The organism is Burkholderia sp. MSMB1588, from assembly GCF_001546925.1.
Taxonomy (GTDB): Bacteria; Pseudomonadota; Gammaproteobacteria; order Burkholderiales; family Burkholderiaceae; genus Burkholderia; species Burkholderia humptydooensis.
The window spans coordinates 701,312-724,649 of the sequence record NZ_CM003770.1 but is presented as its reverse complement, the minus strand read 5'-3'; the positions used below and the strand labels follow the sequence as shown (position 1 = coordinate 724,649).

The window sequence follows — 23,338 nt, the reverse complement described above, 5'->3', positions numbered from 1 at the left end:
CGAGCGCACAAGTGGAGGAACGGCAACGATGACGACGACGAACACCACGACGAACCCGGCCGCGCCGACGGCCGCGACGGCCGCGGCCCCGGCGATCCGCGATTGCGGCGACCGCTACTGCATCATCGGCGGCGGCGCGGCCGGCATCGCGACCGCGAAGAACCTGCGCGAGCAGGGCATCGCGTTCGACCTGATCGAGCGCGAGGACGACATCGGCGGCACCTGGTATTACGGCAAGCCGTGCAGCGCGATCTACCAATCGGTGCACATGATCAGCTCGCGTGAGTTCTCCGAATACACGGACTACCCGATGCCCGCCGATTACCCGACCTACGCGCGCGGCGATCAGGCGCTCGCCTACCTGCGCGACTACGCACGCCGCTTCGGCGTCTACGGGCACGCGGAGTTCAACCGGACCGTGCTCGAAGTCGCGCCGCTCGCGCAAGGCGGCGCGTGGCGCGTCGAGCTCGACGGCCACGAGGTGCGGCATTACAAGGGCGTATTCGTCTGCAACGGGCATCTGTCGAAGCCGCAGGTGCCCGACTATCCGGGCCGCTTCGACGGGCTGCAACTGCATTCGGCGCTGTACAAGACCCCCGACGCGCTGAAAGGCAAGCGCGTGCTCGTGGTCGGCGCGGGCAATTCGGGCTGCGACATCGCGGTGGAGGCGGTCCATCACGCGAGCGCGGTGTTTCACAGCACGCGGCGCGGCTACTTCTACTGGCCGAAATTCCTGTTCGGGATTCCTGCCGATCGCTGGGCCGAATGGCCGCTGAAGCTGCGCATGCCGCTGTGGGCGCGGCGCTTTTTCGGCGAGCGCCTGCTGCGCCTGACGACGGCCGGCCAGCCGGAAGACTACGGGCTGCCGAAGCCGGATCACAAGCTGTTCGAGGCGCACTTCATCATCAATTCGACGCTGTTCTACCACCTGGGGCACGGCGATCTCGTCGCGAAGCCGGACGTCGTCGAGCTGAAGGGCGACCGCGTCGCGTTCTCGGACGGCAGCGAGGAGCAGATCGACGCGATTGTCTACGCGACTGGTTTCCAGTTGAGCTTCCCGTTTCTCGACCAGTCGTATCTGCAATGGGACAAGATGCAGCCGCGCCTGTATCTGAACATCTTCGATCGCGCGCATCCGAACCTGTTCTTCATCGGCCTGTTCCAGACGTCGACCGGCAACTGGCCGCTGATGGACTATCAGGCGCAGCTCGTCGCGCGCTACCTGCGCGCGCGCGACGCCGCGCCGCGCAAGGCCGCGCGGCTCGACCGGCTGATCGGCCGCGACCGCTCGAACTGGAACGGCGGGATTCATTTCAGCGACACGCAGCGGCACGTGATCGAAGTCGAGCACTTCGCGTACCGGCTGCAACTGAAGCGGCTGATTCGCGCGCTGCCCGATTCGCGCGCCGCGTCGCGGCACGCGCGGCCCGTGGCCGTCGCGTCCGCGGCGCAAGCGCCGGCCACGGCCACGGCCGCGCGCGTGCGGACGGGAGACGCGTGATGGCGCTCGTCTCCGTCGAGAACGTCAGCAAGACCTACCTGCTCGACAGCGTGAAAGTGACCGGCCTCGCCGGCGTGTCGGTCGACATCGACGCGAACCGCTTCACCGTGCTGAGCGGCCCGTCCGGCAGCGGCAAGACGACGCTGCTCAACATGATCGGCTGCATCGATCGGCCGGATGCGGGGCGCGTCGTCGTGGCCGGCGAGGACACCGCGACGCTGTCCGACGATGCGCTGTCCGACTTCCGCGCGCGCGAGGTCGGGCACGTGTTCCAGTCGTTCAACCTGCTGCCCGTGCTGTCCGCGTACGAGAACGTCGAATATCCGCTGCTGATGGCGCGCACGCCGGCGCGCGAGCGCGCGGAGCGCGTCGCGTATCTGCTCGACGCAGTGGGCCTCGCCGGCAAGGGCGCGCACCGGCCGAGCCAGCTATCGGGCGGCCAGCGCCAGCGCGTCGCGATCGCGCGCGCGCTCGCGGCGGGGCCGTCGCTCGTGCTCGCCGACGAGCCGACCGCGAACCTCGACAGCGTCACGGGCCGCGCGATCATCGCGCTGATGCACGAGATGCAGCGCGAGAGCGGCGTGTCGTTCATCGTGTCGTCGCACGATCCCCAGGTGCTGGACGCGGCCGACGACGTGGTGCAGATCCGCGACGGGCGCATCGTCGAGCGCCGCATCGCGCAGGAGGCGCAAAGCTGATGCATACGTTCATGTTGGCGCTGCGCAACCTGCAGCGAAACCGGCGGCGCTCGATCACCACGCTGCTCGCGATGATCGTCGGCGTTTGCGCGGTGCTGCTGTTCGGCGGCTTCAGCAAGGACATCACGTTCGGATTGCAGACCGATTTCGTGCGGCGCAGCGGCCATTTGCAGATCCAGCGCCACGGCTATTTCCAGTACGGCAGCGGCAATCCGGTCGCATACGGGATCGGCGGCTACGCGCGGCTGATCGCGCGGCTGCGCGACGATCCGGTGCTCGCGCCGATGATCGCGGTGATCACGCCGACGCTGCAGTTCGGCGGGATCGCGGGCAATTTCGAGGCGGGCGTGTCGCGCACGGTGCTCGCGCAGGGCGCGATCGCCGACGAGCAGAACCGGATGCAGCAATGGAACGACTACGGCTTTCCGTTGGCGCCGAAGCCGTATCCGCTCGTCGGCACCGCGCCCGATGCGGCGATCGTGGGCAATGGCGTCGCGCGCGTGCTGCATCTGTGCGCGCCGCTGCGCGTGCCCGATTGCGGCGACGGCGACATCGCGAAGGAAGCCGCGACGGCTTCGGACGCGGCGCCCGGCGCGCAGGCCGCCGATGCGCCGGGCGCCGACGCGCCGGACGACGTGCTCGCGCTCGCCGCAGCCGAGGCGGGCGCGCGAAAGAGGGAGCAGAAAGACGAGCGCGCAAGCGCGACGCACATCGAAGTGCTCGCCGCGAACGCATACGGCGCGCCGAACGTCGGCGGCTTCACGGTCGCGAAGGCCGAGCAGCAGGGCGTGAAGGAACTCGACGACGTTTATCTCGCGATGCATCTGCCGCGCGCGCAGCGGCTCGTCTACGGCGGCGACGCGCCGCGCGTGACGGCGATCGAGATCCAGCTTCGGCACACCGCGCAACTGCCCGCCGCGCGCGCGCGGATCGACGAGCTGTTCGGCGGCCGCTTCGAGGGCCAGCCGCTCGACGTGCTGGACTTCGCCGCGCTGAACCCGTTCTACGACCAGACGAACCGGATGTTCTCGATGATCTTCGGCTTCGTGTTCGTGCTGATCGGCGCGATCGTGCTGTTCGTCGTCAGCAACACGATGAGCACGGCGATCCTCGAGCGAACCGTCGAGATCGGCACACTGCGCTCGATGGGCATGCGCCGCGGCGGCATCCAGGCGCTGTTTGTCTGCGAAGGCGCGCTGCTCGGCGTCGTCGGCGCGTCGATCGGCGTGCTCGTCGCGCTCGCGCTCGCATTCGCGGTCAACCACAGCGGCCTCGCATGGACGCCGCCCGCGCGGATCGATTCGGTCGCGCTGACGGTGCGCGTGTGGGGCGAATGGCGCCTCATCGCGCTGACATTCGTCGGGCTCGCGTTCGTCGCCGGCTTGTCGGCGTGGCTGCCCGCGCGCCACGCGGCGCGGCTGTCGATCGTCGACGCGCTGCGTTACGCGTGAGCGGTGGAAGTTTTCAGTTTGAACAACGAAAGATCGAATCGATCGGGAGGTGTGGCGTGCGTCGCTTGTTTCGTCAATGGTGGATCGGCATGAGCCTTTGCGCGGCGGCGCTTGCGCACGCGCAGACAGCGCCCGATCCGCAGAAGCTGCTCGCGGAAAGCGACGCGATCCGCACGCCGGCGAAGTCGTTCGTGCTGACCGCGACGCTTACCGAATACCGCTCCGGCAAGCAGGTCGACGGCAACACGCTGTCGATCTACTCGAAGCCCGATGCGCCGGGCGGCGCGTTCCGCACGCTGGTGCGCTTCGTCGCGCCCGCGCGCGACACGGGCAAGCTGATGCTGAAGAACGGCAACGATCTGTGGTTCTACGATCCGGCGAACCAGGCGAGCATCCGCATCTCCCCGGACCAGCGCCTGCTCGGGCAGGCCGCGAACGGCGACGTCGTGACCGTCAATCTCGCGCACGATTACCGGGCGGAGCTCAAAGGCGCCGAGGACGTGATGGACGGCGACCGGCAGACGCGGCATTGCTACAAGCTTTCGTTGACGGGCAACGCGCAGGGCCTCACGTACCACCGGATCGAGATGTGGCTCGATGCATCGAACAGCCGGCCGGTGAAGGCGAAGTTCTATTCGGAAAGCGACCGGCTGCTGAAGAGCGCGTTCTATCGGCGCTATACGGCCGAGCTCGGCGTCGAGCGTCCGACCGAAACCGTGATCATCGACGGTCTCGATCCGAACTGGGTCACGGTGATGCGCTTTTCCGGCTACGCGTGGCGCGACATTCCGGACGCATGGTTGCAGCGCGACTACCTGCCCCGCTTCCAGGCGCAATGACGCGCAGATCGTTGGCGATCCTGATTTGCGCGGCCGCGGCGGCCATGCCGCTGCGCGCCGCGGCGGCGGGCGACGCGGCCGCGGCGAACGACGCGACGAACGCGGCGCTCGACCTCGCGGACGCGACGCCCGTCGCGGTGCCGGAAACGGCGCGCCCGTGGAAGTTCAGCGTGCAGGACGCCGTTCGCTGGAGCGACGGACGCGACGCTGCGTCGTCATGGCGCAATCAGTTGTCGGTGGAATTCCAGTTCGAGCACGCGCTGACGCCGACGCTGGGCGTGAATTTTGCGATGCGGTTCGACCGGTTCGATCCGCTGTCGTCCGGCGCGGCGTCGCACCGCGACGTGACGCTCGTGAAGGAGGCGTATGCGAGCTGGAAGCCGTCGCCGCTGCTGGCGATCGACGCGGGCCGGATCAACGAGCGCATCGGCGCGGCGATCGGCTACAACCCGACCGATTTCTTCAAGGCGGGCGCGGTGAGCCTCGACGTGCCGCCCGATCCCGACAGCCGGCACACGAACCGGCTCGGCAGCGTCGCCGTGCGCGCGCAGCGCGTCTGGGATTCGGGCTCGATCGCGCTGATGCTGTCGCCGCGGCTAGCGAGCCGCAGCGTGCCGGGCGATCCGTTCGCGTCGTCGGACCTGCAGCGCACGAACGGCGTCGATCGCTGGATGCTCGTCGGCAGCCAGCGGATCGCGCCCGCGATCCAGCCGCAATGGGTCCTGTACGGCGAGAGCGGACAATCGCCGCAGTTCGGGCAGAATCTGAGCGTGCTGCTCGGCAACGCGGTCGTCGCGTATGCGGAATGGACGGGCGGCTGGCGGCCGTCGCTGATCGGCTCGGCGACGGGCGGCGGCAACCGCGATCGCGCATTTCGCACGCGCTCGGCGGTGGGCTTCACGTGGACGCTGCCGATCGACCTGTCGCTGACGGCGGAGCTGCAGGGCAACAGCGGCGGCGCATCCGCTGCGCAGTGGCGCGCGCTGCAGGCGAGCGATCCGTATGCGTGGGCGCGCGCGGTGCGCACGTCGATCGCCGCGCAGGAGCTGCCGTCGCGGCACGGGGTGTTCCTGATGGTGGCGTGGCGCAACGTGTTCGTGCGGCGTCTCGACCTGACGGGCTTCGCGCAGCTCGATCCCGGCGCGGGGCAGCAGTACTGGCTGGAGCTGCGGCGGCGCTTCGACAAGTTCGACGTCGCCGTGCAGTTCCTGCGGCAGACCGGACCTTCGTGGAGCCGCTTCGGCGCGATGCCCGAGGCGAGCAGCGTGCAGGCGCTGGGCATTTTTTATCAATAGGACGTCGCCGATCGTCCAATAACAAGGGCCACCCTACAATGAGCAAACGCATCCTGCAAATCGTCACCGCGATTCTCGCGGCCGTGCCGGTCGCGACCGGCACGCTCGGCATGCTGGGCATCCACGATCCGCTGTACGCATCGCTCGGCGTCGCGCTGCCCGCCGACGCGACGCTCGACAGCAACCTGCGCTTCTACGCGGGCGTCTGGTTCGGGCTCGGCCTCGGCGCGTTCTGGACGATCCCGAACATCGAGCGCAACGGCGTGCTGTTCCGCGCGCTGTGGACGATGATCTTCGCCGGCGGATTCGGCCGTCTGATCTCACTCGTGTCGCTCGGCGCACCGTTTGCTCCGTTCATCGGCTTTACCGTACTCGAGATCGTCGGCGCGCCGCTGTTCATCTGGTGGCAAAGCCGCGTCGCGGCGGCGGCTGCCTGACGAGCGGCGCGGGACGGCGCGGGGCGGGGCATGCGGCCGGCGTGGCCGGCGAGCGTTTGAAACACTTAGGTTGACTGACAAATGAGGGTGGAAGGATTGCCGCACGCGATGCCGCGCGACGATACGGCGGCGCTGCGGTTCAGCGTCGCGCGGCCGTCGGCGGCGCTCACGGAGCGGCTGATGCGCGGCGAGGTGCACGTGTGGCGCGCCCGCGCGGACGAAGCGGGGTCGTACCTGAAGCGCGATTGCCTGTCGTTCAGCGAACGCGAGCGCGCGGCGAGGCTCAGGTACGGCGCGCATCGCGAGCTGTTCGTGTTCGCGCGGGCGATGCTGCGGGTCGTGCTCGGCGAGTACCTGGATGCCGATCCGGCGCGGCTCGTGTTCGACGTCGAGCCGGGCGGCAAGCCGGTGCTGTTCGGCCGCGATCTCGAATTCAGCGTAAGCCACGCGAGCGGCGCAGTGCTGATGGCGGTCGCGAAGAAGCGGGTCGGCTGCGATCTCGAATCGCTCGGCCGTAAGCTCGACGCCGACGCGCTCGCGGCGGCCAGTCTCGGCGAACGCGAGCGCGACGTGTTCGCGCGCACGCCGAAGCATGCGCAAATGCGGCTGCTGTTGCAGCTCTGGACGCGCAAGGAGGCGCTGCTGAAGGCGCACGGCGCGGGCCTGCGGCGCGATCCGCGGGAGCTGGAGATGCCTTGGCCCGCGCGGCGGGCCGCGCGCGACGAATGCGTGAGCGACGGCGTGCGCTGGGCGGTTGCCGACATCGCGCTCGGCGCGGGATGGCGCGCCGCGATCGCGATGGAGGATCGGGGCGCGGACGTGCGCGGATTCTGTTTGGGGTGGTGAGCCGCCGGGCGGTTCGTTCGGCGTCGCGATCGCGGCGATCGACGCGCACGGGCGGGCGGCATCGTTCGAGTAACGCAATACACAGGGGAATCGGTATGAAGTCGATGTCGAGATGCGCCGCGGCGACGGCGCGGGTCGCAGCGAAGAAACTGGCAAATGCATGGGCGGCCGCGATCGTCGCCGCGATGTGCGCGTTCGGCGCGCCGGCGGCGCACGCGGATGCCGCGACGGGCGCGGTCGACGACTACGCGGCGACGCGCTACCCGATCATTCTCGTCCACGGGCTGACGGGCACTGACGATTACTTCGGCGTCGTCCCGTACTGGTACGGAATGCAGTCCGACCTGCAGCGGCATGGCGCGACCGTGTTCGTCGCCGATCTGTCCGGGTTCCAGAGCGACCTCGGCCCGAACGGGCGCGGCGAGCAACTGCTCGCGTACGTGAAGCAGGTGCTCGCCGTCACCGGCGCGCAGAAGGTGAACCTGATCGGCCACAGCCAGGGCGGACTGACGTCGCGCTACGTCGCGGCGGTTGCGCCGGATCTCGTCGCATCGGTGACGTCGATCGCGACGCCGCATCGCGGCTCGCCGTTCGCCGACTTCGTGCTCGGCGCGCTGAGTCTCGACCCGACCGGCCTGGCGACGCCGATCTTCGGCCAGTTGCTGAACATCTTCGGAATCCTGACGAGCCACACGCACAACACGAATCAGGACGCGATCGCCGCGCTGAACGCGCTCAGCACGCCGTATGCGACGCAGTTCAACGCGCAGTTCCCGAGCGCGGGCCTCGGCGCGCCGGGCGCATGCGCGACGGGCGCGCCGAGCGAGACGGTCGGCGGCAACGTGCACCTGCTGTATTCGTGGAGCGGCAGCGCGTACCAGCCGATCACGGTGCTCGGCCTGACGACGGGCGCGCTCGACAGGAGCACGGTCCCGCTCATCGATCCGGCCAACGTGCTCGACCCGTCGACGCTCGTGTTCCTGACGGCCGGCAACGTCATGGCGCTCAGGCAGGCGGGGCTGAACGACGGCTTCACGTCGACCTGCAGTTCGTTGTACGGAACGGTGATCTCGACCGATTACAAGTGGAACCACTTCGACGAGATCAATCAGTTGCTCGGCATCCGGGGCGCGTATGCGGCCGATCCGGTCGCGGTGCTGCGCACGCATGCGAACCGGCTGAAATTGCAGGGCGTTTGAAAGAAGGTTGAGCGGCGGCGCGCCGCGCGTCGTATGATTGTCCGACGATTGCGCCGCCGCTTGCGCGGGCGGCGGCGCACGCGCATTCATGAAGCAAACGCTTCATATGTAACGCGACGAGCAGACGAATGCGCGCAAAATGGCCAGTCTACGCACGATCCATACGAGCGACAGCGTGACAGGCCACGCTTCGAGCATCTGGCGGCGGGCCGGCAACGGGCCGCCGCCGGTTCGTTTCCGGCGTTTGCGCGCGCCGGGGGAATACGAGACCGCCGCGACGAAGCGGCGCGGCGGCGGGGCTCAGGCAAGGTGGACGATGAATGGGACTTCCAGCATGCGCGAACAGGTGCTCGGCTTGAACGACGGGGGTGGCCAGGCGGCCGAACTGAGGCCGGCGCTCGACGTCTGGCCGATCCTGCTGATGGTGTCGGTGCTCGTGTGCGTCGTGATCGTGAGTCTCGCCGTGGTGTCGTTCCTCAGGGTCTACATCGGCGGCGAGAGCACGTGGTCGAAATCGCAGAAGGATGCGGTCATCTATCTGATCCGCTACGCCGAGACGGGCGACGAGCGCGCGTACAAGCTCTACGAAGCCGCGATCGACAAGCCGTATCGCCTGAGCATCGCGCGCACCGCGTTGCAGCGCAAGCCGCCCGATCGCGCGAGCGCGCGCGAGGCGATCATCGCGAGCGGCATCGACCCGGCCGACGCGACGGCGGCCGCGCTGCTGCTGCCCGCGCTCAGTTGGGTCGCGAAGATCAACTATGCGCTGCAGTGCTGGATGCAGGCGGACGTCGAGCTCGCCGAGTTCCGCAACGTCGCGAGCCAGTTGCACGCGCTCGTCAGCAGCGGCCATCGCGGCGATCCGCGTGTGAAGGCGCTCGAATACCGCGCGTGGGAAATCAACGAGCGCGTGTCCGGCCTGCCCGACCGCTTCTCGAAGGCGTTCAGCGACGAATTCCGCTCGAGCGTCGCGCTGCTGCTCGTCTGCTACTTCGTCGCGTCGATGTTCCTGATGTATCTCGCGCTCGTCTGGGCGCGCAAGGCCGCGTTGCAGCGGCTGTCGATCCAGTACGCGCTCGATCGCAGCGAGGCGTTCGCCGAGGCGGCGCTGAGCTCGGTCGCGGAGGCGGTGATCACGGTCGGGCTCGCGAAGAACGTCGATTTCATCAACAACGCGGCCGAGCAACTGCTCGGCTATTCGGCCGCCGCGTGCGTCGGCGCGCCGGTGTCGAGCGTGCTGATGCTGCTCGACAAGGAGACTGGGCAGGCGGTCGACATCGTCGACGAATTCTGGGCGCGCGACGAGCGCACGCCGATCAAGCGCGAGGTGCATCTGCTGCGCCGCGATCATTCCAAGATCGTTGTGCAGACAACGATTTCGGAGATGGGCGACCGCATGCACGGCCACATCGGCTACGTGCTGATCCTGCGCAACATGACGCGCGAGCAGCAGTTCCTCGAAAGCCTCGCGTGGCAGGCGACGCACGACGTGCTGACGGGGCTCGTGAACCGCGTCGAGTTCGAGCGGCGGCTCGAGATCGCGCTCGCCGACACGACGTCCGGCAAGGACCGCGCCGACTCGATGCTGCTGATGCTCGATCTCGACCGCTTCAAGGAGATCAACGATACCTGCGGCCACGCGGCGGGCGACGCGATGCTGCGCGAAGTCACGCAGCGCTTCCAGAGCTGCCTCGACGACGACGACGTGCTCGCGCGGCTTGGCGGCGACGAGTTCGGCGTGCTGCTGCCGCGCGGCGCGGGTTCGTGGCCGTCGAAGAACAAGGCGGAGCGGCTGCGCCGCAGCCTCGAGGATTTCGTGTTCCTGTGGGAAGGCGAGCGCTTCACGGTGAGCGTCAGCATCGGCGTGCTCGAGCTCTGCCGCGCGCCGTGCAGTCTCGAGATGGCCGTCAAGCTCGCCGACATCGCGTGCTACATCGCGAAGGAGCGCGGGCGCAACCGCATCCAGCTCGCGGACCCGAGCGATCTGCAGCAGGCGCGCCACGTCGGCGACGTGCAGTGGAGCCGCCGGATCAAGACCGCGCTCGAAGCCGACGGCTTCCGCCTGTACCTGCAGCCGATCGTCCACACATGCCCGGATTCGCAGACGCCCGGGCGCGCGGAGGTGCTGCTGCGGATGACGGACAACGCGGGCCGCGACATCTCGCCCGCCGCGTTCCTGCCGGCCGCCGAGCGCTACGGGCTGATGGGGCTCATCGACCGCTGGGTGATCCGCACGGTGTTCCGCAAGCTGAGCGCGCTGCCCGCGCGCGAGTACCACGAGTACAACGTGAACCTGTCGGGGGCGTCGATCTCCGACGAGCGCTTTCTCGAATTCGTGATCGCCGAGCTGGTGAGCTCCGGTCTCGAGCCTTCGGTGATCTGCTTCGAGATCACCGAAACGATCGCCGTGAAGAATCTCGAGCTCGCGTCGCGCTTCATGGGCGAGCTGCGCGCGATCGGCTGCCGCTTCGCGCTCGACGATTTCGGCGCGGGCATGTCGTCGTTTCGCTATCTGCGCAGCTTGCCGATCGATTATCTGAAGATCGACGGCGAGTTCGTGTCGAACATGATGTCGGACCGGGTGAGCTACGGCGTCGTCAGCGCGATCAACGAAGTCGCGCACTCGATGCGTTGCAGCACCGTCGCCGAGCATGTCGAGTCCGAGGCCGAGCTCGGGATGTTGCGCGAGCTCGGCATCGACTTCTGCCAGGGATATTTCTTTGCACAGCCTTCGCCGTGGCGCGAGGGCGGCTATTGACGTGGTCCGATGACTTTATCCAAGGAGAGGAAATTGCATATCCCTTTTGAACGCGACGGCGAGTTGATGGATATCGGGAGCTATCCGCACTGGCTACAGGACGTGGTCGGCACGGTGCGCGCGGCGCGCGACCGCGTGCGCTTTCACGAAGTATTCTCGCTGATGCGCGACGGCCGCCTCGCGCCGCGGCAGCTCGCCGCGTTCTTCGTGAACGGCTGGCCCGTCGTCGAGCAGTTTCCGAAGTACATGTCGATGAACCTGCTGAAGGCGAACGGCACGAACTCGTCCGGCGAAGAGAAGGCGCGCCGCTATCTGATCCGCAACATCCGTGTCGAGCTGAATCACGTCGAGCACTGGGTGAACTGGGCGGAAGCGAGCGGCGTGCCGCGCCGGCAACTGATCGACGGCGGCAGTCCGCCCGCCGCGCTCGCGCTCAGCCACTGGTGCTGGAAGAGCAGCAGCGCGGATACGCTCGCGGCGAGCGTCGCGGCGACCAACTATGCGATCGAAGGCGTGACGGGCGAATGGAGCGCGGACCTGTGCCGCTCGGACGTCTACGAGATGGGCTTTCCCGAAGCGGTGCGCGGCCGCGCGATGCGCTGGCTGAAGCTGCATTCGAGCTACGACGACAAGCATCCGTGGGAAGCGCTCGACATCGTCGCGACGATTCTCGGTCAATCGCCGAGCACGGAGCAGGTGCGCGACGTCGCGGCCGGCATCGAGCGCAGTTTCCGCTACTTCGAGATGAGCCTGTCCTGCTGCCTCGACGCGTGAGTCTCGCGCGTCGTCGCCTGGCGAAGGGGTGCCCGGCCGGCGACGGCAAGGCGAGTGCGCGTCGCGGTCCGCCCGCTGCATCGTAAATATTTCGACTATTCGGTAACAGACCGTCACGGCGCCGCGCGAGCGCGCCAAGCTCGGTATACTGTTCTGTCTGCGCCGGCGCCTCGCCGCGTCCGGCATGTTTTCCTCCTGGTTCGATACACGCATGAAACGTCATCTGTTTGCTTTTGTGGCCGCGGCCGTCGTGTCCGTTTCGGCATTCGCCCAAACTGCGCCCGTCGAGGTGGTCAAGAACGCCGTCGAGGGCACCGTCGGCGCGATGAGGGCGGATCCCGTCGCGCGCAGCGGCGATATGGCGAAGATCACGCAGATCGTCGAAGCGCGTTTCCTGCCCGCGACGAATTTCGAGCGCACGACGCGCATCGCCGTCGGCGACGCATGGAAGCAGGCGAGCCCGCAGCAGCAGCAGGAGCTGTACAAGCAATTCCGGATTCTGATGACGCGCACGTACGCGGCATCGCTTGCGCAGCTCGGCAGCCAGGACGCGAAGTTCACGTTCAAGGCGGCGGGCGCGGGCGGCGCCGACGCGCTCGTTCGCTCGACGGTGACGACGCCGGGCGACAGCCAGTCGGTCGGCTACCGGCTCGGCAAGATCGGCAACGACTGGAGGATCTACGACATCGACATGTCGGGCGCGTGGCTGATCCAGGTCTACCAGGGGCAGTTCAAGGCGCAGCTCTCTCAGGGCGGCATCGACGGCCTGATCGCATTCCTGACGAAGCACAACGCGCGCGCGAACTGAGCGCGCCGGCGGGTTGCGCATTCGTCATGCAAAAGGGCGCCTCGGCGCCCTTTTGCGTTGCGGCGCGGCGTCTACCGCCTGCGATGCTCGACCGCGAACTTGATCAGTTCCGCCTGCCCCTCGATGTCGAGCTTGCGCTTCAGGTTCAGCCGATGCGTCTCGACCGTGCGTACCGACAGGCCGTTGCGCTGCGCGATCTGCTTGCTCGACAACCCTTGCGCGAGCGCATCGAGGATGTCGCGCTCGCGCGGCGTGAGCCGATCGAGCGGCGATGCTTCCGCGCGCGCATGAATCATTCTGGCGGCAATTCCCTCGCTGAAGAACGTCTGTCCGGCGAGCACCGCGCCGATCGCGCGCACGATCTCGGTCGCGGGCGAATCCTTCAGCAGATAGCCGCTCGCGCCCGCGCGCACCGCCTGCGTTACGTATTCGACGTTGTCGTGCATCGACAGCATCAGCACGCGAATCGCCGGAAAGCGCGCGTGAAAGACGCCGGCGAGCGCGATTCCGTTCATGCCCTGCATGCCGATATCCATCAGCGCGAGATCGGGCGTGAGCGATTCGGCGAGCGCGAGCGCCTCGTCCGCATTGCCCGCTTCGCCGACGACGGCGAGGCCGGGCGCCGCCTCGAGGCGCATCTTCAGGCCGTCGCGCACGAGCGGATGATCGTCGACGAGCAAGAGGCGCGCGGTGCGGGGCGTGGAAGAGGCAGTGGTCATCGCGTGGTTCCTGTTGAGTCTGCGCCGGACAGCGGCACGCGCGCGGCGACGACGGTATGGCCCACCTGCGAGCTGATCGCGAGCGTGCCGCCGAGCGCGTCGAGCCGCTCGCGCATGTTGCGCAGGCCGACGCCGCCGCGCGCGTCCGCTTGCGCGCGCCCGGCGTCGAAGCCGCAGCCGTTGTCGGCGATCGTCAGCGCGGCTTCGCGCGACGAGAGTTCGAGCGTGACGGCCGCGCGCGTTGCGTGCGCGTGGCGCAGGATGTTCGTCAGCGCTTCCTGCGCGATGCGAAAGAGCGCCGTTTTCACGGGCGCGGGCAGCGGCGGCGCGCCGCTGTGCTCGACCTGCGTGAAGCCGAGCTCGACGCCGGTTTCCGCGCCGAGCTCACGCACCAGTTGATCGAGCGCGGCCGCGAGGCCAAGATCGTCGAGCATCGTCGGACGCAGCGCGTGCGAGATGCGGCGCACTTCGCGCAGCGTGTCGCCGAGCCGCGCAATGCCTTTCGACAGCGCGGCTTCCGCCGCGTTCTCGCGCGCCGGCAGGCGTGCGAAGCGCTCGAGCGCCGATTCGAACATCAGCTTCGCCGACACCATCATCTGGCTGATCCCGTCGTGCAGCTCGCGTGCAAGACGCGCGCGCTCCTGCTCCTGCGATTCGACGACCTGTTGCGCGAGGCGCTTGAGCTTCGCGTCGGCGCTGCGCGACTCGCTCACGTTCAGCACGAGCGCGCACAGCGCGATGACCGCGGCGCCCGCGAGCGCGATCGCGCTCAGCCACGTCATCGTGCGCTCGATGTTCGCCGACGCGCGCGCGTCGACCCGCGCGAGCGCGGTGCCGACATCGTCGAGATAGATGCCGGTGCCGACCATCCAGCCCCAGCGCGGCAGCGAAACGACGTAGCCGAGCTTCGGCGCGAGCTTGCCCGTCGACGGGCGCTGCCAGACATAGCGCACGTAGCCGCCGCCGCGCGACGCGGCCGCAATCAACTGCTGAATCGTCAGCGAGCCCTGCGGATCGCGCAGCGTCCAGTAATTGTGTCCGACCCGCTCGGGCTCGCGCGGATGCATCAGCGAATTGCCGTGCAGGTCGTACACGAAGAAGTAGCCGTCGGGGCCGAATTCCATTCTTTGCAGCATCGCGAGCGCTTGCTGGCGCAGCAGCGCGTCGTCGCGCGCGTTCGCGCGGCCCGCTTCGTACAGCGGGGCAATGGCGCTCGTCGCGAGGTCGACGTAATGCCTGAGTTCGATTTCCTTGCTCGACAGATACGCGGCTTCGATCGTCGCGTGCTGCGTGCGCGCGAGCACGGTTGCCTGCTGCCGCACGCCGAGGCCGATCGCCGCGATCGTCACGAGGAAGGGCACGATCGCGAGCAGGAAGATCTTGATTTTCAGTCTCATCGCGGCAGGCGTCCGCTCATCGGTGCGCGCGTCGCGCAGGCGCGACGGGGCGCGCGCGCGTGCGCGGCGTCGGTTGTCTGTGCGGTCGGCGGCGCGCCGCCTGCAATGATGTCGCGCGCGAGTCTCATCTGGTTTCCATCGCCGGGATTGGCTCATGTCGGCGGGCGGCTCGTGGTTGTCGTTGGGGCGCCGCGCATGTCGCCGAGCGCATTCTAGCGGAAGAATCGTCCAGTCGATTTGACGGCGCGCGGCGCGTGCGTGACGGCGGTTCGAACGGGCGACGCAGATCTTCCGGGCCGCCTGCCTCGATGAATTGATTAGAGATACGAATCAACTTGAAGAGATGAAAGACAGGCGAGGCGTTGCAATCGCACGGGAAATGATCGAAATGCAGAGATGCACCAAAAAAGGAAGATTCGCTTTGCAGTGCACCAAACAAGCGAATAGCGCTGCTTATCAGATAATCGAATATCATCGCCATACAAAACAATTACTTTGTCGACGGTTTCAATTCAAATGGCTTACTAAATTGTATTTCGAATAAATGCTCCAAATTTTGTGTGGGCACATCAAATAAAGTTTGACGGCAAAATTTTTTCCTTGCTATCTTCTGCACCCAAGACAGACCTTTGCAGACAGGCTGCCTGAAGAAGGTGAAGACCGTGCATTTTGTCTGACGAATGGTGTGCAAGCATCCGGTTGACGCAAGGCTGTCTGAAAGGTGGTGCTGAAACAGCGAAATCGGGCATCCGGCTGACAGGGAATAAATCAATAGCGTCATATCGATCGAATTCGCGCCGCATACCGAATCTGATAATTTGGATTCCAAAGCAAATTGAAAGATTTCGGGTAAAGGGCGAATGACGGATCCGGTGCGCTGCGCCGCGGCCGGATGGCCGGACGAATCGTGCTTTGGGGGAAGTGGGTATGAAAGTCGACGATGGCTTGGCTGTTTCAAACGACGGACTCGCCCGGCTCGGTCGCGTGCGCGAATTCGGCAACAAGCAGCAGAACCCCGCCCGGCGCTTCGGCGGCCTCGCGATCGTGCTCGCGCTGCACGTCGTGCTGGTCTATGCGCTCCTCAACGGCCTCGCGACGAAGGTCGTGCAGGTCATCCAGCATCCGATCGAGACGCGCATCATCGAGCCGGTGAAGCCGCCGCCCCCGCCGCCCATGCCGACCGTCAAGCTGCCGCCGCCGAAGTTCGCGCCGCCGCCTCCGCCGTTCGTGCCGCCGCCGGAAGTGCCGGTGCAGGCGCCGCCCCAGCCGACGATCACGCATCAGGCGGCGCCCGTGCCGTCCGCGCCCGCCGTCCAGGCGCCCGTGGCCGCGCCGCCGGCGCCCGCGAAGGCCGTCAGCCATGAAGTGGGCGTCGTGTGCCCGAATTCGGACCAGATTCGCGCGTCGATGCAGTATCCGAAGGAAGCCCAGGAAAACAACGTCACGGGCGACGTGACGATCGAATTCGTCGTCGACGCGCAAGGTCACATCACGAATGAACGCGTCGCGCAATCGGCGGACCCGGTGCTCGATCGTGCGGCGTTCAATGCGGTCAGGCAGTTCAAGTGCTTGGCGCAGGGGCAGCCGGTGCGCGTGCAGGTTCCATTCTCGTTCAACCTGAACTGAGCCCGTGCGCGGGCCGGCCGGAATCAGGTTCGAACCTTGTTAGTCAGTTCAACGAAAAAATTTGGAGTGGGGTATGACCAAGCGTTCACTGGCCGCTCTGGCGGCAAGCATGTTGATCTCCGTCGCCGCGGCTGACGCGCTTGTCGCGCCGCAGCAGGCTTTCGCGCAGGCGAGCGGCGCGGCGGCCGCGGTGTCCGCGGCAGCGGCGCCGCAGACGGCGAGCGGCGCGGAGCAGCCGGCGCCGCCGCCCGCGCCGGCCGCGACCGAAGCAGTCGAGAATCCGTACGGCCTCGGCGCGCTGTGGAAGAACGGCGATTTCGTCGCGCGCTTCGTGCTGTTGCTGCTCGTCGTGATGTCGATGGGTAGCTGGTACATCATGATCACCAAGTTCCTCGAGCAACTGCGCGCGTACCGCCGCGCGAAGGTCGCCGACGAGCAGCTGTGGAGCGCGCCGTCGCTCGCCGAAGGCGCGAAGCGGCTCGACGAGGCGTCGCCGTTCCGCTTCATCGCCGAAACCGCGATCGAGGCGGGCGAGCATCACGACGAAGCGCTGCTCGAAGCGGTCGACCGCAATACGTGGATCGACGTGTCGGTCGAGCGCGCGATCACGAACGTATCGAATCGCTTGCAGGACGGACTCGCGTTTCTCGGCACGGTGGGCTCGACGGCGCCGTTCGTCGGGCTGTTCGGCACCGTGTGGGGCATCTATCACGCGCTGACGGCAATCGGCATCGCGGGCCAGGCGTCGATCGACAAGGTCGCCGGGCCGGTGGGCGAGGCGCTGATCATGACCGCGATCGGCCTGGCGGTCGCGGTGCCCGCGGTGCTCGGCTACAACTTCCTCGTGCGTCGCAACAAGTCGGTGATGGAGCGCGTGCGCAACTTCGGCGCGCAACTGCACACGGTGCTGCTCGCAGGCGGCAAGCGCTTGCCGCGCGCGAACGTGCAGGCCGCGTCGCTCGTCCGCTGAAGCGAGGTGCGCCATGGCCATGAGCGTCGGGCAGGACGATAACGACGAAGTGATCTCCAATATCAACACGACGCCGCTCGTCGACGTGATGCTGGTGCTGCTGATCATCTTCCTGATCACGATTCCGGTCGTCACGCACACGATCCAACTGCAGTTGCCGAAGGAGGCGATCCAGCCGCTGCAGACCACCCCGAAGAGCGTCGAGATCGCGGTCAATCGCGACGGCGACGTCTTCTGGAACGAGACGCTCGTCGATGCGCCGACGCTGCTGTCGAAGCTGAAGACGGTGTCGGCAATCAATCCTCAGCCGGACGTGCACGTGCGCGGCGATCAGAGCACGCGCTACGAGTTCATCGGCCGCGTGATCACCGCGTGCGAGCGGGCCGGCATCGCGAAAGTCTCGTTCATCACGGAACCGCCCGCGCGCGGCGGCTAGGAGGCGACGATGGGAATGAACGTATCTTCAGGCGGTGGCGGCGGCGAGCCGGACGTGATGGTCGACATCAACACGACGCCGCTCATCGACGTGATGCTCGTGCTGCTGATCATGTTGATCATCACGATCCCGATCCAGATGCATTCGATCAAGATGAATCTGCCGATCGGCAATCCGCCGCCGCCTGCGACGCAGCCCGAGATCGTGCAGATCGACATCGATTTCGACGGCACGACGACCTGGAACGGCGCGCTCGTGCCGAACCGTGCGGCGCTCGAGGCGAAGCTCGCGCAGGTCGCGGCCGAGCCGGTGCAGGCGGAGATCCATCTGCGGCCGAACAAGCTCGTGCCGTACAGGGACGTCGCCGCGGTGCTCGCGTCCGCGCAGCGCATCGGGGCGACGAAGATCGGGCTGATCGGCAACGAGCAGTACATGCAATAACGAAGCGAGCGTTTCCCATGATCCAACGATGGTTGAAGTGCGCCGTGCTGGCGGCCGCGCTCGGAGGCTGCTGCGTCCTTGCCGCGCCGTTCGGCGCGGCGGCGGCCGCCGAATCGCTGCGCCCGGACGTCGCGCGGCCGCTCAGTGCCGCGCAGGACCTGTATCGCGCGCACAAGTACCGCGACGCGCTCGGCAAGATCGCGCAGGCCGCGGCGGTGCCGAACAAGACGCCATACGAGACCTACATGGTCGAGCAGATGCGCGGCGCGGCCGCGATGGCGGCGGGCGATGCCGGCGCGGCGATCCAGGCGTACGAGGCGGTGCTCGGTTCCGGGCGGCTGTCGAAGGACGACGAGCAGCGCACGACGGCGGCGCTCGCAGGCGTCTACTTCCAGCAGCGGAACTACCCGCAGGCGATCAGGATCGCGCAGCGCTATCTGAAGGCGGGGGGCGGCGATCCCGACATGCGCACGCTGCTCGTTCAGTCGTACTACCTGTCGAACGACTGCGCGGCGGTGGTGGGCCAGCTCAAGCCGGGCGTCGAGGCGCAGGCGCGCGCCGGGCGCGCGCCCGACGAAGCGCAGTTGCAGATGCTCGGCACGTGCGCGCAGAAGATGAAGGACGGGGCGGCCTATCGGGCGTCGCTCGAAAAGCTCGTAGCGTATCACCCGAATCCGGCGTATTGGGACGAACTGTTCCGTTCGATTCGCGACAAGCCCGGCTATCTGTCGTCGCTCGACCTCGACATGTACCGCTTGCGGCGCGCGACGGGCGTGTTGAACGGCGCCGACGCGTACATGGAGATGACGCAGCTCGCGCTCGTCGCGGGCGCGGCGGCGGAAGCGAAGCAGGTGATCGACCAGGGCTTTGCGTCCGGCGTGCTCGGGCGCGATGCGGGCGCGGATCGCGAGAAGCGGCTGCAGGCGCTCGCGGCGAAGCGCGCGCAGTCGCCGGCCGACAGCGCGAATCCCGTCGCACCGATCGACGCAGGGATGAATCTCGTGTTCGCCGGGCAGACGAAGCAAGGCATCGCGGCGATGGAGGCAGCGCTTGCGAAGGGCGGCATCGAGCACGTCGACGAAGCGCGGCTGCGGCTCGGCGAGGCGTATTACGTCGCGGGCGACAAGGCGCGCGCCGTGCAGACTTTCCGCAGCGTGCGAGGCAGCGACGGTTCGGCGGATCTCGCGCGATTGTGGGCGCTCGTCGCGTCGAGGTAGCGGCCGCGCGCGTGCTGCCTCGCGAAGCGCGGGAAATGGCGGCTGTCGATGAATCACGGGAAAGGAGCGGCTTTGCTGATCGGCGAAACGAACGGTGTCGTATCGCGTGGCGCGTGCGCGTTGCAGGCGCCGGCTTCCTCAACACAAACGATTCTTGATCGCGGGATTGTGCCTTGTCATGGTTTTGCCACTCGACGAATCGGCAGTAGTCGCAGCCTCGATCGGCAACAAGATGCGGGCGCTGCGGCAGCGGCTCGGGCTCACGCTCGACGAAGCAGCGGCGGCGGCCGGCCTATCGAAGCCGTTTCTGTCGCAGGTCGAGCGCGGACGCGCGACGCCGTCGATCACGTCGCTCGTCGGCATCGCTCGCGCGCTCGGCGTGACGATGCAGTACTTCGTCGATGCGCCGACGGAGGCGCGATCGGTATGCCGCAACGAGGCGCTCCGGTACTTCAGCCTCGCGAATTCGACGAACGCGTTCGCGCGTCTGACGAACCTCGTCGACGGCCGGCAGCTCGATGCGATTCTCGTCCGGATGCCGGCCGGGCAGCCGGTTTCGGAGGTCACGACGCATGCGGGCGAGGAGTTCCTGTATGTGGTGAGCGGCCTCGTCGAGCTGACGCTCGAGCGCGCGACGTTCACGCTGGCGGCGGGCGATACCGCGCATTACGAATCGACGACGCCGCATGCATGGCGCAACGGCGGCGACAGCGAGGCGCTGGTGGTTTGGGTGGGGACGCCCCGGTTGTTCTGAGCGTGCCGGGCGGTTCCCGAAGCAATACGGATGGATTCCTGATGTCGTGATGAAAGGAAACGCCGATGCAAAGCGGTTTCATTCATCGTGGAAATTTCGGGAACCTAACAAATTGAAAAGAAGCGAAAAGATCGTGACGACGCAGGCGCGTCGATCGGTTGGCGGCGTCCGGCGGGCAGTCGGGCAGCAGCGGGGGCGGCGCGCGAGCGCCGCGAGTCGGGCGCGGAGTTCAAGAGATTGCCGCGCGCAACGGGTGGGGTCTTACTGACGAGTGAGAGGGGAAAGATGAAGCAAAGAATATTGGCGTCGGCGATCAAGCGGATCGTCTGGGCCGAACTGGCGCTGACTGCCACGCTGGCGGCGCCCGCGTTCGCGCAGAGCCAGCCGGCGCCGGGCGCCGCCGCGGCGCCTGCACAGGGCTCGGGCATCGCGCTCGCTCAGGCGGACGCGGCGACTGGCGCGACGGGCGCGGCGAGCGCGGCGAGCGCGACGGGGGCCGTCTCCGCGCCTGCCGCGGCCGCGCCCGTGCCCGCTTCCGGCGCGGCCGCGACGGGCACGCCGCCCGCCGCGCCGGAAGCGCAGCCGGGCGTCGCACAGATCAAGCGCTTCGAAGTGACGGGCTCGCTGATTCGAAGCGCCGACAAGGTCGGCTTCCAGCAAGTCCAGACCGTCACCGCGAAGGACATTCAGGACAGCGGCTACACGAACGTTGCGGACTTCCTGCGCGGCGTGTCGGCGAACTCCGCGAGTAGCTGGAGCGAAGGGCAGACGAACGGCTTCGCGGCGGGCGGCGCGGGCATCGCGCTGCGCGGCCTGAGCGAAAAATATTCGCTCGTGATGGTCGACGGCCAGCGCGTCGCGCCGTACGCGTTCGCGTCGAACGGCACCGATACGTTCTTCGACCTCAACACGCTCCCCCTGAACATCATCGACCGCATCGAGATCGTGAAGACGGGCGCCGTATCGCAGTACGGCTCGGACGCGATCGCGGGCGTCGTCAACATCATCACGAAGCACAATTACCAGGGGCTGCAACTCGACGGCAGCTACTCCGGCGCGACGCAAGGCGGCGACGGCACGACGAAGTTCAGCATTCTCGGCGGCTTCGGCAATCTGAACTCGGACCGCTTCAACATCACGGCGGCCGCGAGCTACTACAAGTCGAACGGCTTCACGATCGCCGATCGCGACACGACGAAGAACCAGGACTTCACGAACCGCGCGGGCGGCCTGTCGCTGCTCGCGCCTTCGTTCTGGCAGACCAACGGCGGCGCGACCGCGCAGGCGCTGAGCAATTGCCCGTTCGGCGGCGCCGTGCGACCCGCCGCGAGCAACTATCTGAGCGCGGGCGCCGGCATGGGCGGCACGGTGTGCGGCTTCAACTCGGCGGAGTCGACGTCGATCGCGCCGTGGACCGAGCGCCTGAGCGCGAAGGTGCATGCTGATTTCAAGATCGACGACAAGACGACCGCGTTCGCCGATCTGTGGGAAAGCAACAACACGACGGTGCAGAACAACGGCGTGCTGACGGTGGGCAGCCCGACGACGCCGAGCCTCGTGCTCAATCCGGCGACCGGCAAGCTGAGCCAGTTCAATTCGGTCGTGCCGGCGAGCAATCCGTACAACCCGTTCGGCGTCGACACGCCGCTTGCGTATACGTTCCCGGCAGCGGCGTCCGACCGGACGAGCTCGAACTTCTGGCGCGCCGCGACGGGCGTCAAGGGTTCGTTCGCGCTGCCGTACGGCGACTGGGATTGGTCGGCCGCGTACACGCACTCGCAGAGCGTCGTGTCCAACACGTTCAACAACGTGCTGAACGCATCCGTCGTCAACGACATCTATCAGAACGGCACGCTCAACTTCGCGAATCCGTCGGCGACGCCGAACGCGTTCAACGGCCTGTACATGAAGACGAGCAACCTGGGCGTATCGAAGCTCGATGCGCTCGACGCGACGCTGTCGACGCCGAACCTGTTCAAGCTGCCCACGGGCGACGTCGGCTTCGGCCTCGGTGCGCAGTTCCTGCATGAAAGCGAGTTCATCGGCCAGGGTTCCGAGGCATTGAGCGGGCAGGTCCTGAATCCGCTCACCCAATCGGTGAGCGGTTCGCGCAACGTCGCGGCGGTCTACTATCAGTTCGACATCCCGATCATCAAGAACCTGACGTTCAGCCAGTCGGGCCGCTACGACCATTACAGCGACTTCGGCGGCGCGTTCTCGCCCCGCTTCGCGCTGCGCTATCAGCCGATCAAGGAATTCACGATGTACGGCTCGTACAATCGCGGCTTCCGCGCGCCGACGTTCGTCGAGAACACGCCTTCGCAGAACATCGGCCTGCAAACGTACGGCAACTCGCTCATCAACACGCTGCAGACCGGCAACACGAGCCTGCAGCCCGAGCGCACGCGCAACATCAACATCGGCTTCCAGGCTTCGCCCACGCGCTACACGGACTTCGGCTTCGATTTCTACAAGATCTTCATCGACAACGTGATCGGCCAGGCGAGCCTGAACTCGGTCGTCGCGGCCAACAACCCGTCGCAGGTCGTGCGCGATCCGGTGACGGGGCAGATCACGTACGTCGTGCTGCCGTACCAGAACCTCGGCACGCTCGAAACCGACGGCTTCGAGATGACGTTCCGCCAGGCGCTGCCGACGAAGTACGGCACGTTCACGCTGTCGGCGGACTGGGCGTATGTGCATCACTTCAACATCGGCTTTCCGGGCGCGGCGACCGTCGATTCGGCGGGCAACAACTTCGCGATCACGCAGCCGTTCGGCGCGAGCATTCCGCGCTGGAAGGGCAATACGTCGCTGAACTGGGCGTATCGCAAGTGGAATGCGACGCTGAGCTGGGAATTCACGGGGCCGTACGCGCAGGCGCTCGGCGTAGCCGCGCCGACGCAGGCGGCGGATCACGTCGGGTCGTACAGCCAGTTCAACCTGTACGCGAGCTACACCGGCTTCAAGAACTGGACGCTGTACGGCGGGATCAACAACATCTTCGACCGTGCGCCGCCGTTCGATCCGGTCTGGCAAAACGCGCTCAACCAGAACGGCTACGACCAGTCGCTGTACATGTACTACGGCCGCGTGATCCAGGTCGGCGCGACGTACCGGTTCTGACGCCGCCCCGCATCGTCCTTCGGCATTCGACGGGCCGCTCCGCTTC

At 67.1% G+C, this 23,338-nt stretch carries 20 protein-coding genes; 18 read left to right on the top strand and 2 right to left on the bottom strand.

The genetic code is table 11. From position 1 onward, the window contains the following. The first annotated feature begins 28 nt into the window (after positions 1–28). The 11 genes from WS92_RS03035 (at position 29) to WS92_RS02985 (ending at position 12,606) form a co-directional block, all read left to right on the top strand. A complete protein-coding gene (locus WS92_RS03035; protein ID WP_059934517.1) occupies positions 29–1,501 on the top strand; it encodes a flavin-containing monooxygenase in 1,473 nt (490 codons plus the stop codon). Further along, the gene (locus tag WS92_RS03030) at positions 1,501–2,199 is read left to right on the top strand and encodes an ABC transporter ATP-binding protein (protein ID WP_059934516.1); all 699 of its coding nucleotides are present in this window, start codon (positions 1,501–1,503) and stop codon (positions 2,197–2,199) included. Before WS92_RS03035 ends, WS92_RS03030 begins: the two co-directional genes overlap by 1 nt. Next, positions 2,199–3,650 (top strand): ABC transporter permease, encoded by a 1,452-nt coding sequence (locus tag WS92_RS03025; RefSeq protein ID WP_059934515.1) that lies wholly within the window; start codon positions 2,199–2,201, stop codon positions 3,648–3,650. Before WS92_RS03030 ends, WS92_RS03025 begins: the two co-directional genes overlap by 1 nt. A gap of 56 nt (positions 3,651–3,706) precedes the next feature. Beyond that, complete coding sequence (locus WS92_RS03020; protein ID WP_059934514.1) at positions 3,707–4,489, top strand: outer membrane lipoprotein-sorting protein; 783 nt, start codon at positions 3,707–3,709, stop codon at positions 4,487–4,489. Further along, positions 4,486–5,784 carry a hypothetical protein gene (locus tag WS92_RS03015; RefSeq protein ID WP_059934513.1) on the top strand — a complete coding sequence of 433 codons (1,299 nt, stop codon included), beginning with the start codon at positions 4,486–4,488 and terminating at the stop codon, positions 5,782–5,784. The genes WS92_RS03020 and WS92_RS03015 overlap by 4 nt, the downstream gene beginning before the upstream one ends. Positions 5,785–5,822: 38 nt before the next feature. After that, on the top strand, positions 5,823–6,221 hold the full coding sequence (locus WS92_RS03010; protein ID WP_006028324.1) for a DUF4345 domain-containing protein: 399 nt from the start codon (positions 5,823–5,825) through the stop codon (positions 6,219–6,221). An 81-nt stretch (positions 6,222–6,302) separates the two neighbouring features. Continuing rightward, positions 6,303–7,067 (top strand): 4'-phosphopantetheinyl transferase family protein, encoded by a 765-nt coding sequence (locus WS92_RS03005; protein WP_059934512.1) that lies wholly within the window; start codon positions 6,303–6,305, stop codon positions 7,065–7,067. A gap of 104 nt (positions 7,068–7,171) precedes the next feature. After that, positions 7,172–8,266 carry a triacylglycerol lipase gene (locus tag WS92_RS03000; RefSeq protein ID WP_231756003.1) on the top strand — a complete coding sequence of 365 codons (1,095 nt, stop codon included), beginning with the start codon at positions 7,172–7,174 and terminating at the stop codon, positions 8,264–8,266. A gap of 139 nt (positions 8,267–8,405) precedes the next feature. Further along, on the top strand, positions 8,406–11,024 hold the full coding sequence (locus WS92_RS02995) for a putative bifunctional diguanylate cyclase/phosphodiesterase (protein WP_059934510.1): 2,619 nt from the start codon (positions 8,406–8,408) through the stop codon (positions 11,022–11,024). A 33-nt stretch (positions 11,025–11,057) separates the two neighbouring features. Next, complete coding sequence (locus tag WS92_RS02990) at positions 11,058–11,798, top strand: iron-containing redox enzyme family protein (protein WP_009916121.1); 741 nt, start codon at positions 11,058–11,060, stop codon at positions 11,796–11,798. Between the two features lie 211 nt (positions 11,799–12,009). After that, complete coding sequence (locus tag WS92_RS02985) at positions 12,010–12,606, top strand: MlaC/ttg2D family ABC transporter substrate-binding protein (RefSeq protein WP_006028319.1); 597 nt, start codon at positions 12,010–12,012, stop codon at positions 12,604–12,606. A 71-nt stretch (positions 12,607–12,677) separates the two neighbouring features. On the opposite strand, the gene WS92_RS02980 is transcribed toward WS92_RS02985, so the two are convergent. Beyond that, positions 12,678–13,325 carry a response regulator gene (locus tag WS92_RS02980; RefSeq protein WP_059934509.1) on the bottom strand — a complete coding sequence of 216 codons (648 nt, stop codon included), beginning with the start codon at positions 13,323–13,325 and terminating at the stop codon, positions 12,678–12,680. Then, entirely contained in the window at positions 13,322–14,722 is a 1,401-nt protein-coding gene (locus tag WS92_RS02975) for a cache domain-containing protein (RefSeq protein WP_059934508.1), read from the bottom strand. Before WS92_RS02975 ends, WS92_RS02980 begins: the two co-directional genes overlap by 4 nt. Before the next feature lie 927 nt (positions 14,723–15,649). Between WS92_RS02975 and WS92_RS02970 the strand changes: the two genes are divergently transcribed. The 7 genes from WS92_RS02970 to WS92_RS02940 all read left to right on the top strand — a co-directional run bounded on the left by WS92_RS02970 (position 15,650) and on the right by WS92_RS02940 (position 23,292). Beyond that, complete coding sequence (locus tag WS92_RS02970; RefSeq protein WP_059934507.1) at positions 15,650–16,348, top strand: energy transducer TonB; 699 nt, start codon at positions 15,650–15,652, stop codon at positions 16,346–16,348. A gap of 73 nt (positions 16,349–16,421) precedes the next feature. After that, complete coding sequence (locus tag WS92_RS02965; RefSeq protein WP_015602754.1) at positions 16,422–17,318, top strand: MotA/TolQ/ExbB proton channel family protein; 897 nt, start codon at positions 16,422–16,424, stop codon at positions 17,316–17,318. Between the two features lie 13 nt (positions 17,319–17,331). After that, positions 17,332–17,754, top strand: coding sequence for an ExbD/TolR family protein (locus WS92_RS02960; protein WP_059934506.1), 423 nt, complete (start codon positions 17,332–17,334; stop codon positions 17,752–17,754). Positions 17,755–17,763: 9 nt separating this feature from the next. Further along, complete coding sequence (locus tag WS92_RS02955; RefSeq protein WP_015602703.1) at positions 17,764–18,195, top strand: ExbD/TolR family protein; 432 nt, start codon at positions 17,764–17,766, stop codon at positions 18,193–18,195. A gap of 17 nt (positions 18,196–18,212) precedes the next feature. Then, positions 18,213–19,412 carry a tetratricopeptide repeat protein gene (locus tag WS92_RS02950; protein WP_006028312.1) on the top strand — a complete coding sequence of 400 codons (1,200 nt, stop codon included), beginning with the start codon at positions 18,213–18,215 and terminating at the stop codon, positions 19,410–19,412. A 178-nt stretch (positions 19,413–19,590) separates the two neighbouring features. After that, complete coding sequence (locus WS92_RS02945) at positions 19,591–20,166, top strand: helix-turn-helix domain-containing protein (protein WP_006028311.1); 576 nt, start codon at positions 19,591–19,593, stop codon at positions 20,164–20,166. A gap of 285 nt (positions 20,167–20,451) precedes the next feature. Beyond that, complete coding sequence (locus tag WS92_RS02940; RefSeq protein ID WP_059934505.1) at positions 20,452–23,292, top strand: TonB-dependent receptor; 2,841 nt, start codon at positions 20,452–20,454, stop codon at positions 23,290–23,292. The last annotated feature ends 46 nt before the right edge of the window (positions 23,293–23,338 follow it).

What these genes read in the sequence shown, in the direction of transcription:
- WS92_RS03035 (WP_059934517.1), top strand. Translation starts at nt 29, where the DNA reads ATGACGACGACGAACACCACGACGAACCCGGCCGCGCCGACGGCCGCG.
- WS92_RS03030 (WP_059934516.1), top strand. Translation starts at nt 1,501, where the DNA reads ATGGCGCTCGTCTCCGTCGAGAACGTCAGCAAGACCTACCTGCTCGAC.
- WS92_RS03025 (WP_059934515.1), top strand. Translation starts at nt 2,199, where the DNA reads ATGCATACGTTCATGTTGGCGCTGCGCAACCTGCAGCGAAACCGGCGG.
- WS92_RS03015 (WP_059934513.1), top strand. Translation starts at nt 4,486, where the DNA reads ATGACGCGCAGATCGTTGGCGATCCTGATTTGCGCGGCCGCGGCGGCC.
- WS92_RS03010 (WP_006028324.1), top strand. Translation starts at nt 5,823, where the DNA reads ATGAGCAAACGCATCCTGCAAATCGTCACCGCGATTCTCGCGGCCGTG.
- WS92_RS03005 (WP_059934512.1), top strand. Translation starts at nt 6,303, where the DNA reads ATGAGGGTGGAAGGATTGCCGCACGCGATGCCGCGCGACGATACGGCG.
- WS92_RS03000 (WP_231756003.1), top strand. Translation starts at nt 7,172, where the DNA reads ATGTCGAGATGCGCCGCGGCGACGGCGCGGGTCGCAGCGAAGAAACTG.
- WS92_RS02995 (WP_059934510.1), top strand. Translation starts at nt 8,406, where the DNA reads ATGGCCAGTCTACGCACGATCCATACGAGCGACAGCGTGACAGGCCAC.
- WS92_RS02985 (WP_006028319.1), top strand. Translation starts at nt 12,010, where the DNA reads ATGAAACGTCATCTGTTTGCTTTTGTGGCCGCGGCCGTCGTGTCCGTT.
- WS92_RS02980 (WP_059934509.1), bottom strand. Translation starts at nt 13,325, where the DNA reads ATGACCACTGCCTCTTCCACGCCCCGCACCGCGCGCCTCTTGCTCGTC.
- WS92_RS02975 (WP_059934508.1), bottom strand. Translation starts at nt 14,722, where the DNA reads ATGAGACTGAAAATCAAGATCTTCCTGCTCGCGATCGTGCCCTTCCTC.
- WS92_RS02970 (WP_059934507.1), top strand. Translation starts at nt 15,650, where the DNA reads ATGAAAGTCGACGATGGCTTGGCTGTTTCAAACGACGGACTCGCCCGG.
- WS92_RS02965 (WP_015602754.1), top strand. Translation starts at nt 16,422, where the DNA reads ATGACCAAGCGTTCACTGGCCGCTCTGGCGGCAAGCATGTTGATCTCC.
- WS92_RS02960 (WP_059934506.1), top strand. Translation starts at nt 17,332, where the DNA reads ATGGCCATGAGCGTCGGGCAGGACGATAACGACGAAGTGATCTCCAAT.
- WS92_RS02955 (WP_015602703.1), top strand. Translation starts at nt 17,764, where the DNA reads ATGGGAATGAACGTATCTTCAGGCGGTGGCGGCGGCGAGCCGGACGTG.
- WS92_RS02950 (WP_006028312.1), top strand. Translation starts at nt 18,213, where the DNA reads ATGATCCAACGATGGTTGAAGTGCGCCGTGCTGGCGGCCGCGCTCGGA.
- WS92_RS02945 (WP_006028311.1), top strand. Translation starts at nt 19,591, where the DNA reads ATGGTTTTGCCACTCGACGAATCGGCAGTAGTCGCAGCCTCGATCGGC.
- WS92_RS02940 (WP_059934505.1), top strand. Translation starts at nt 20,452, where the DNA reads ATGAAGCAAAGAATATTGGCGTCGGCGATCAAGCGGATCGTCTGGGCC.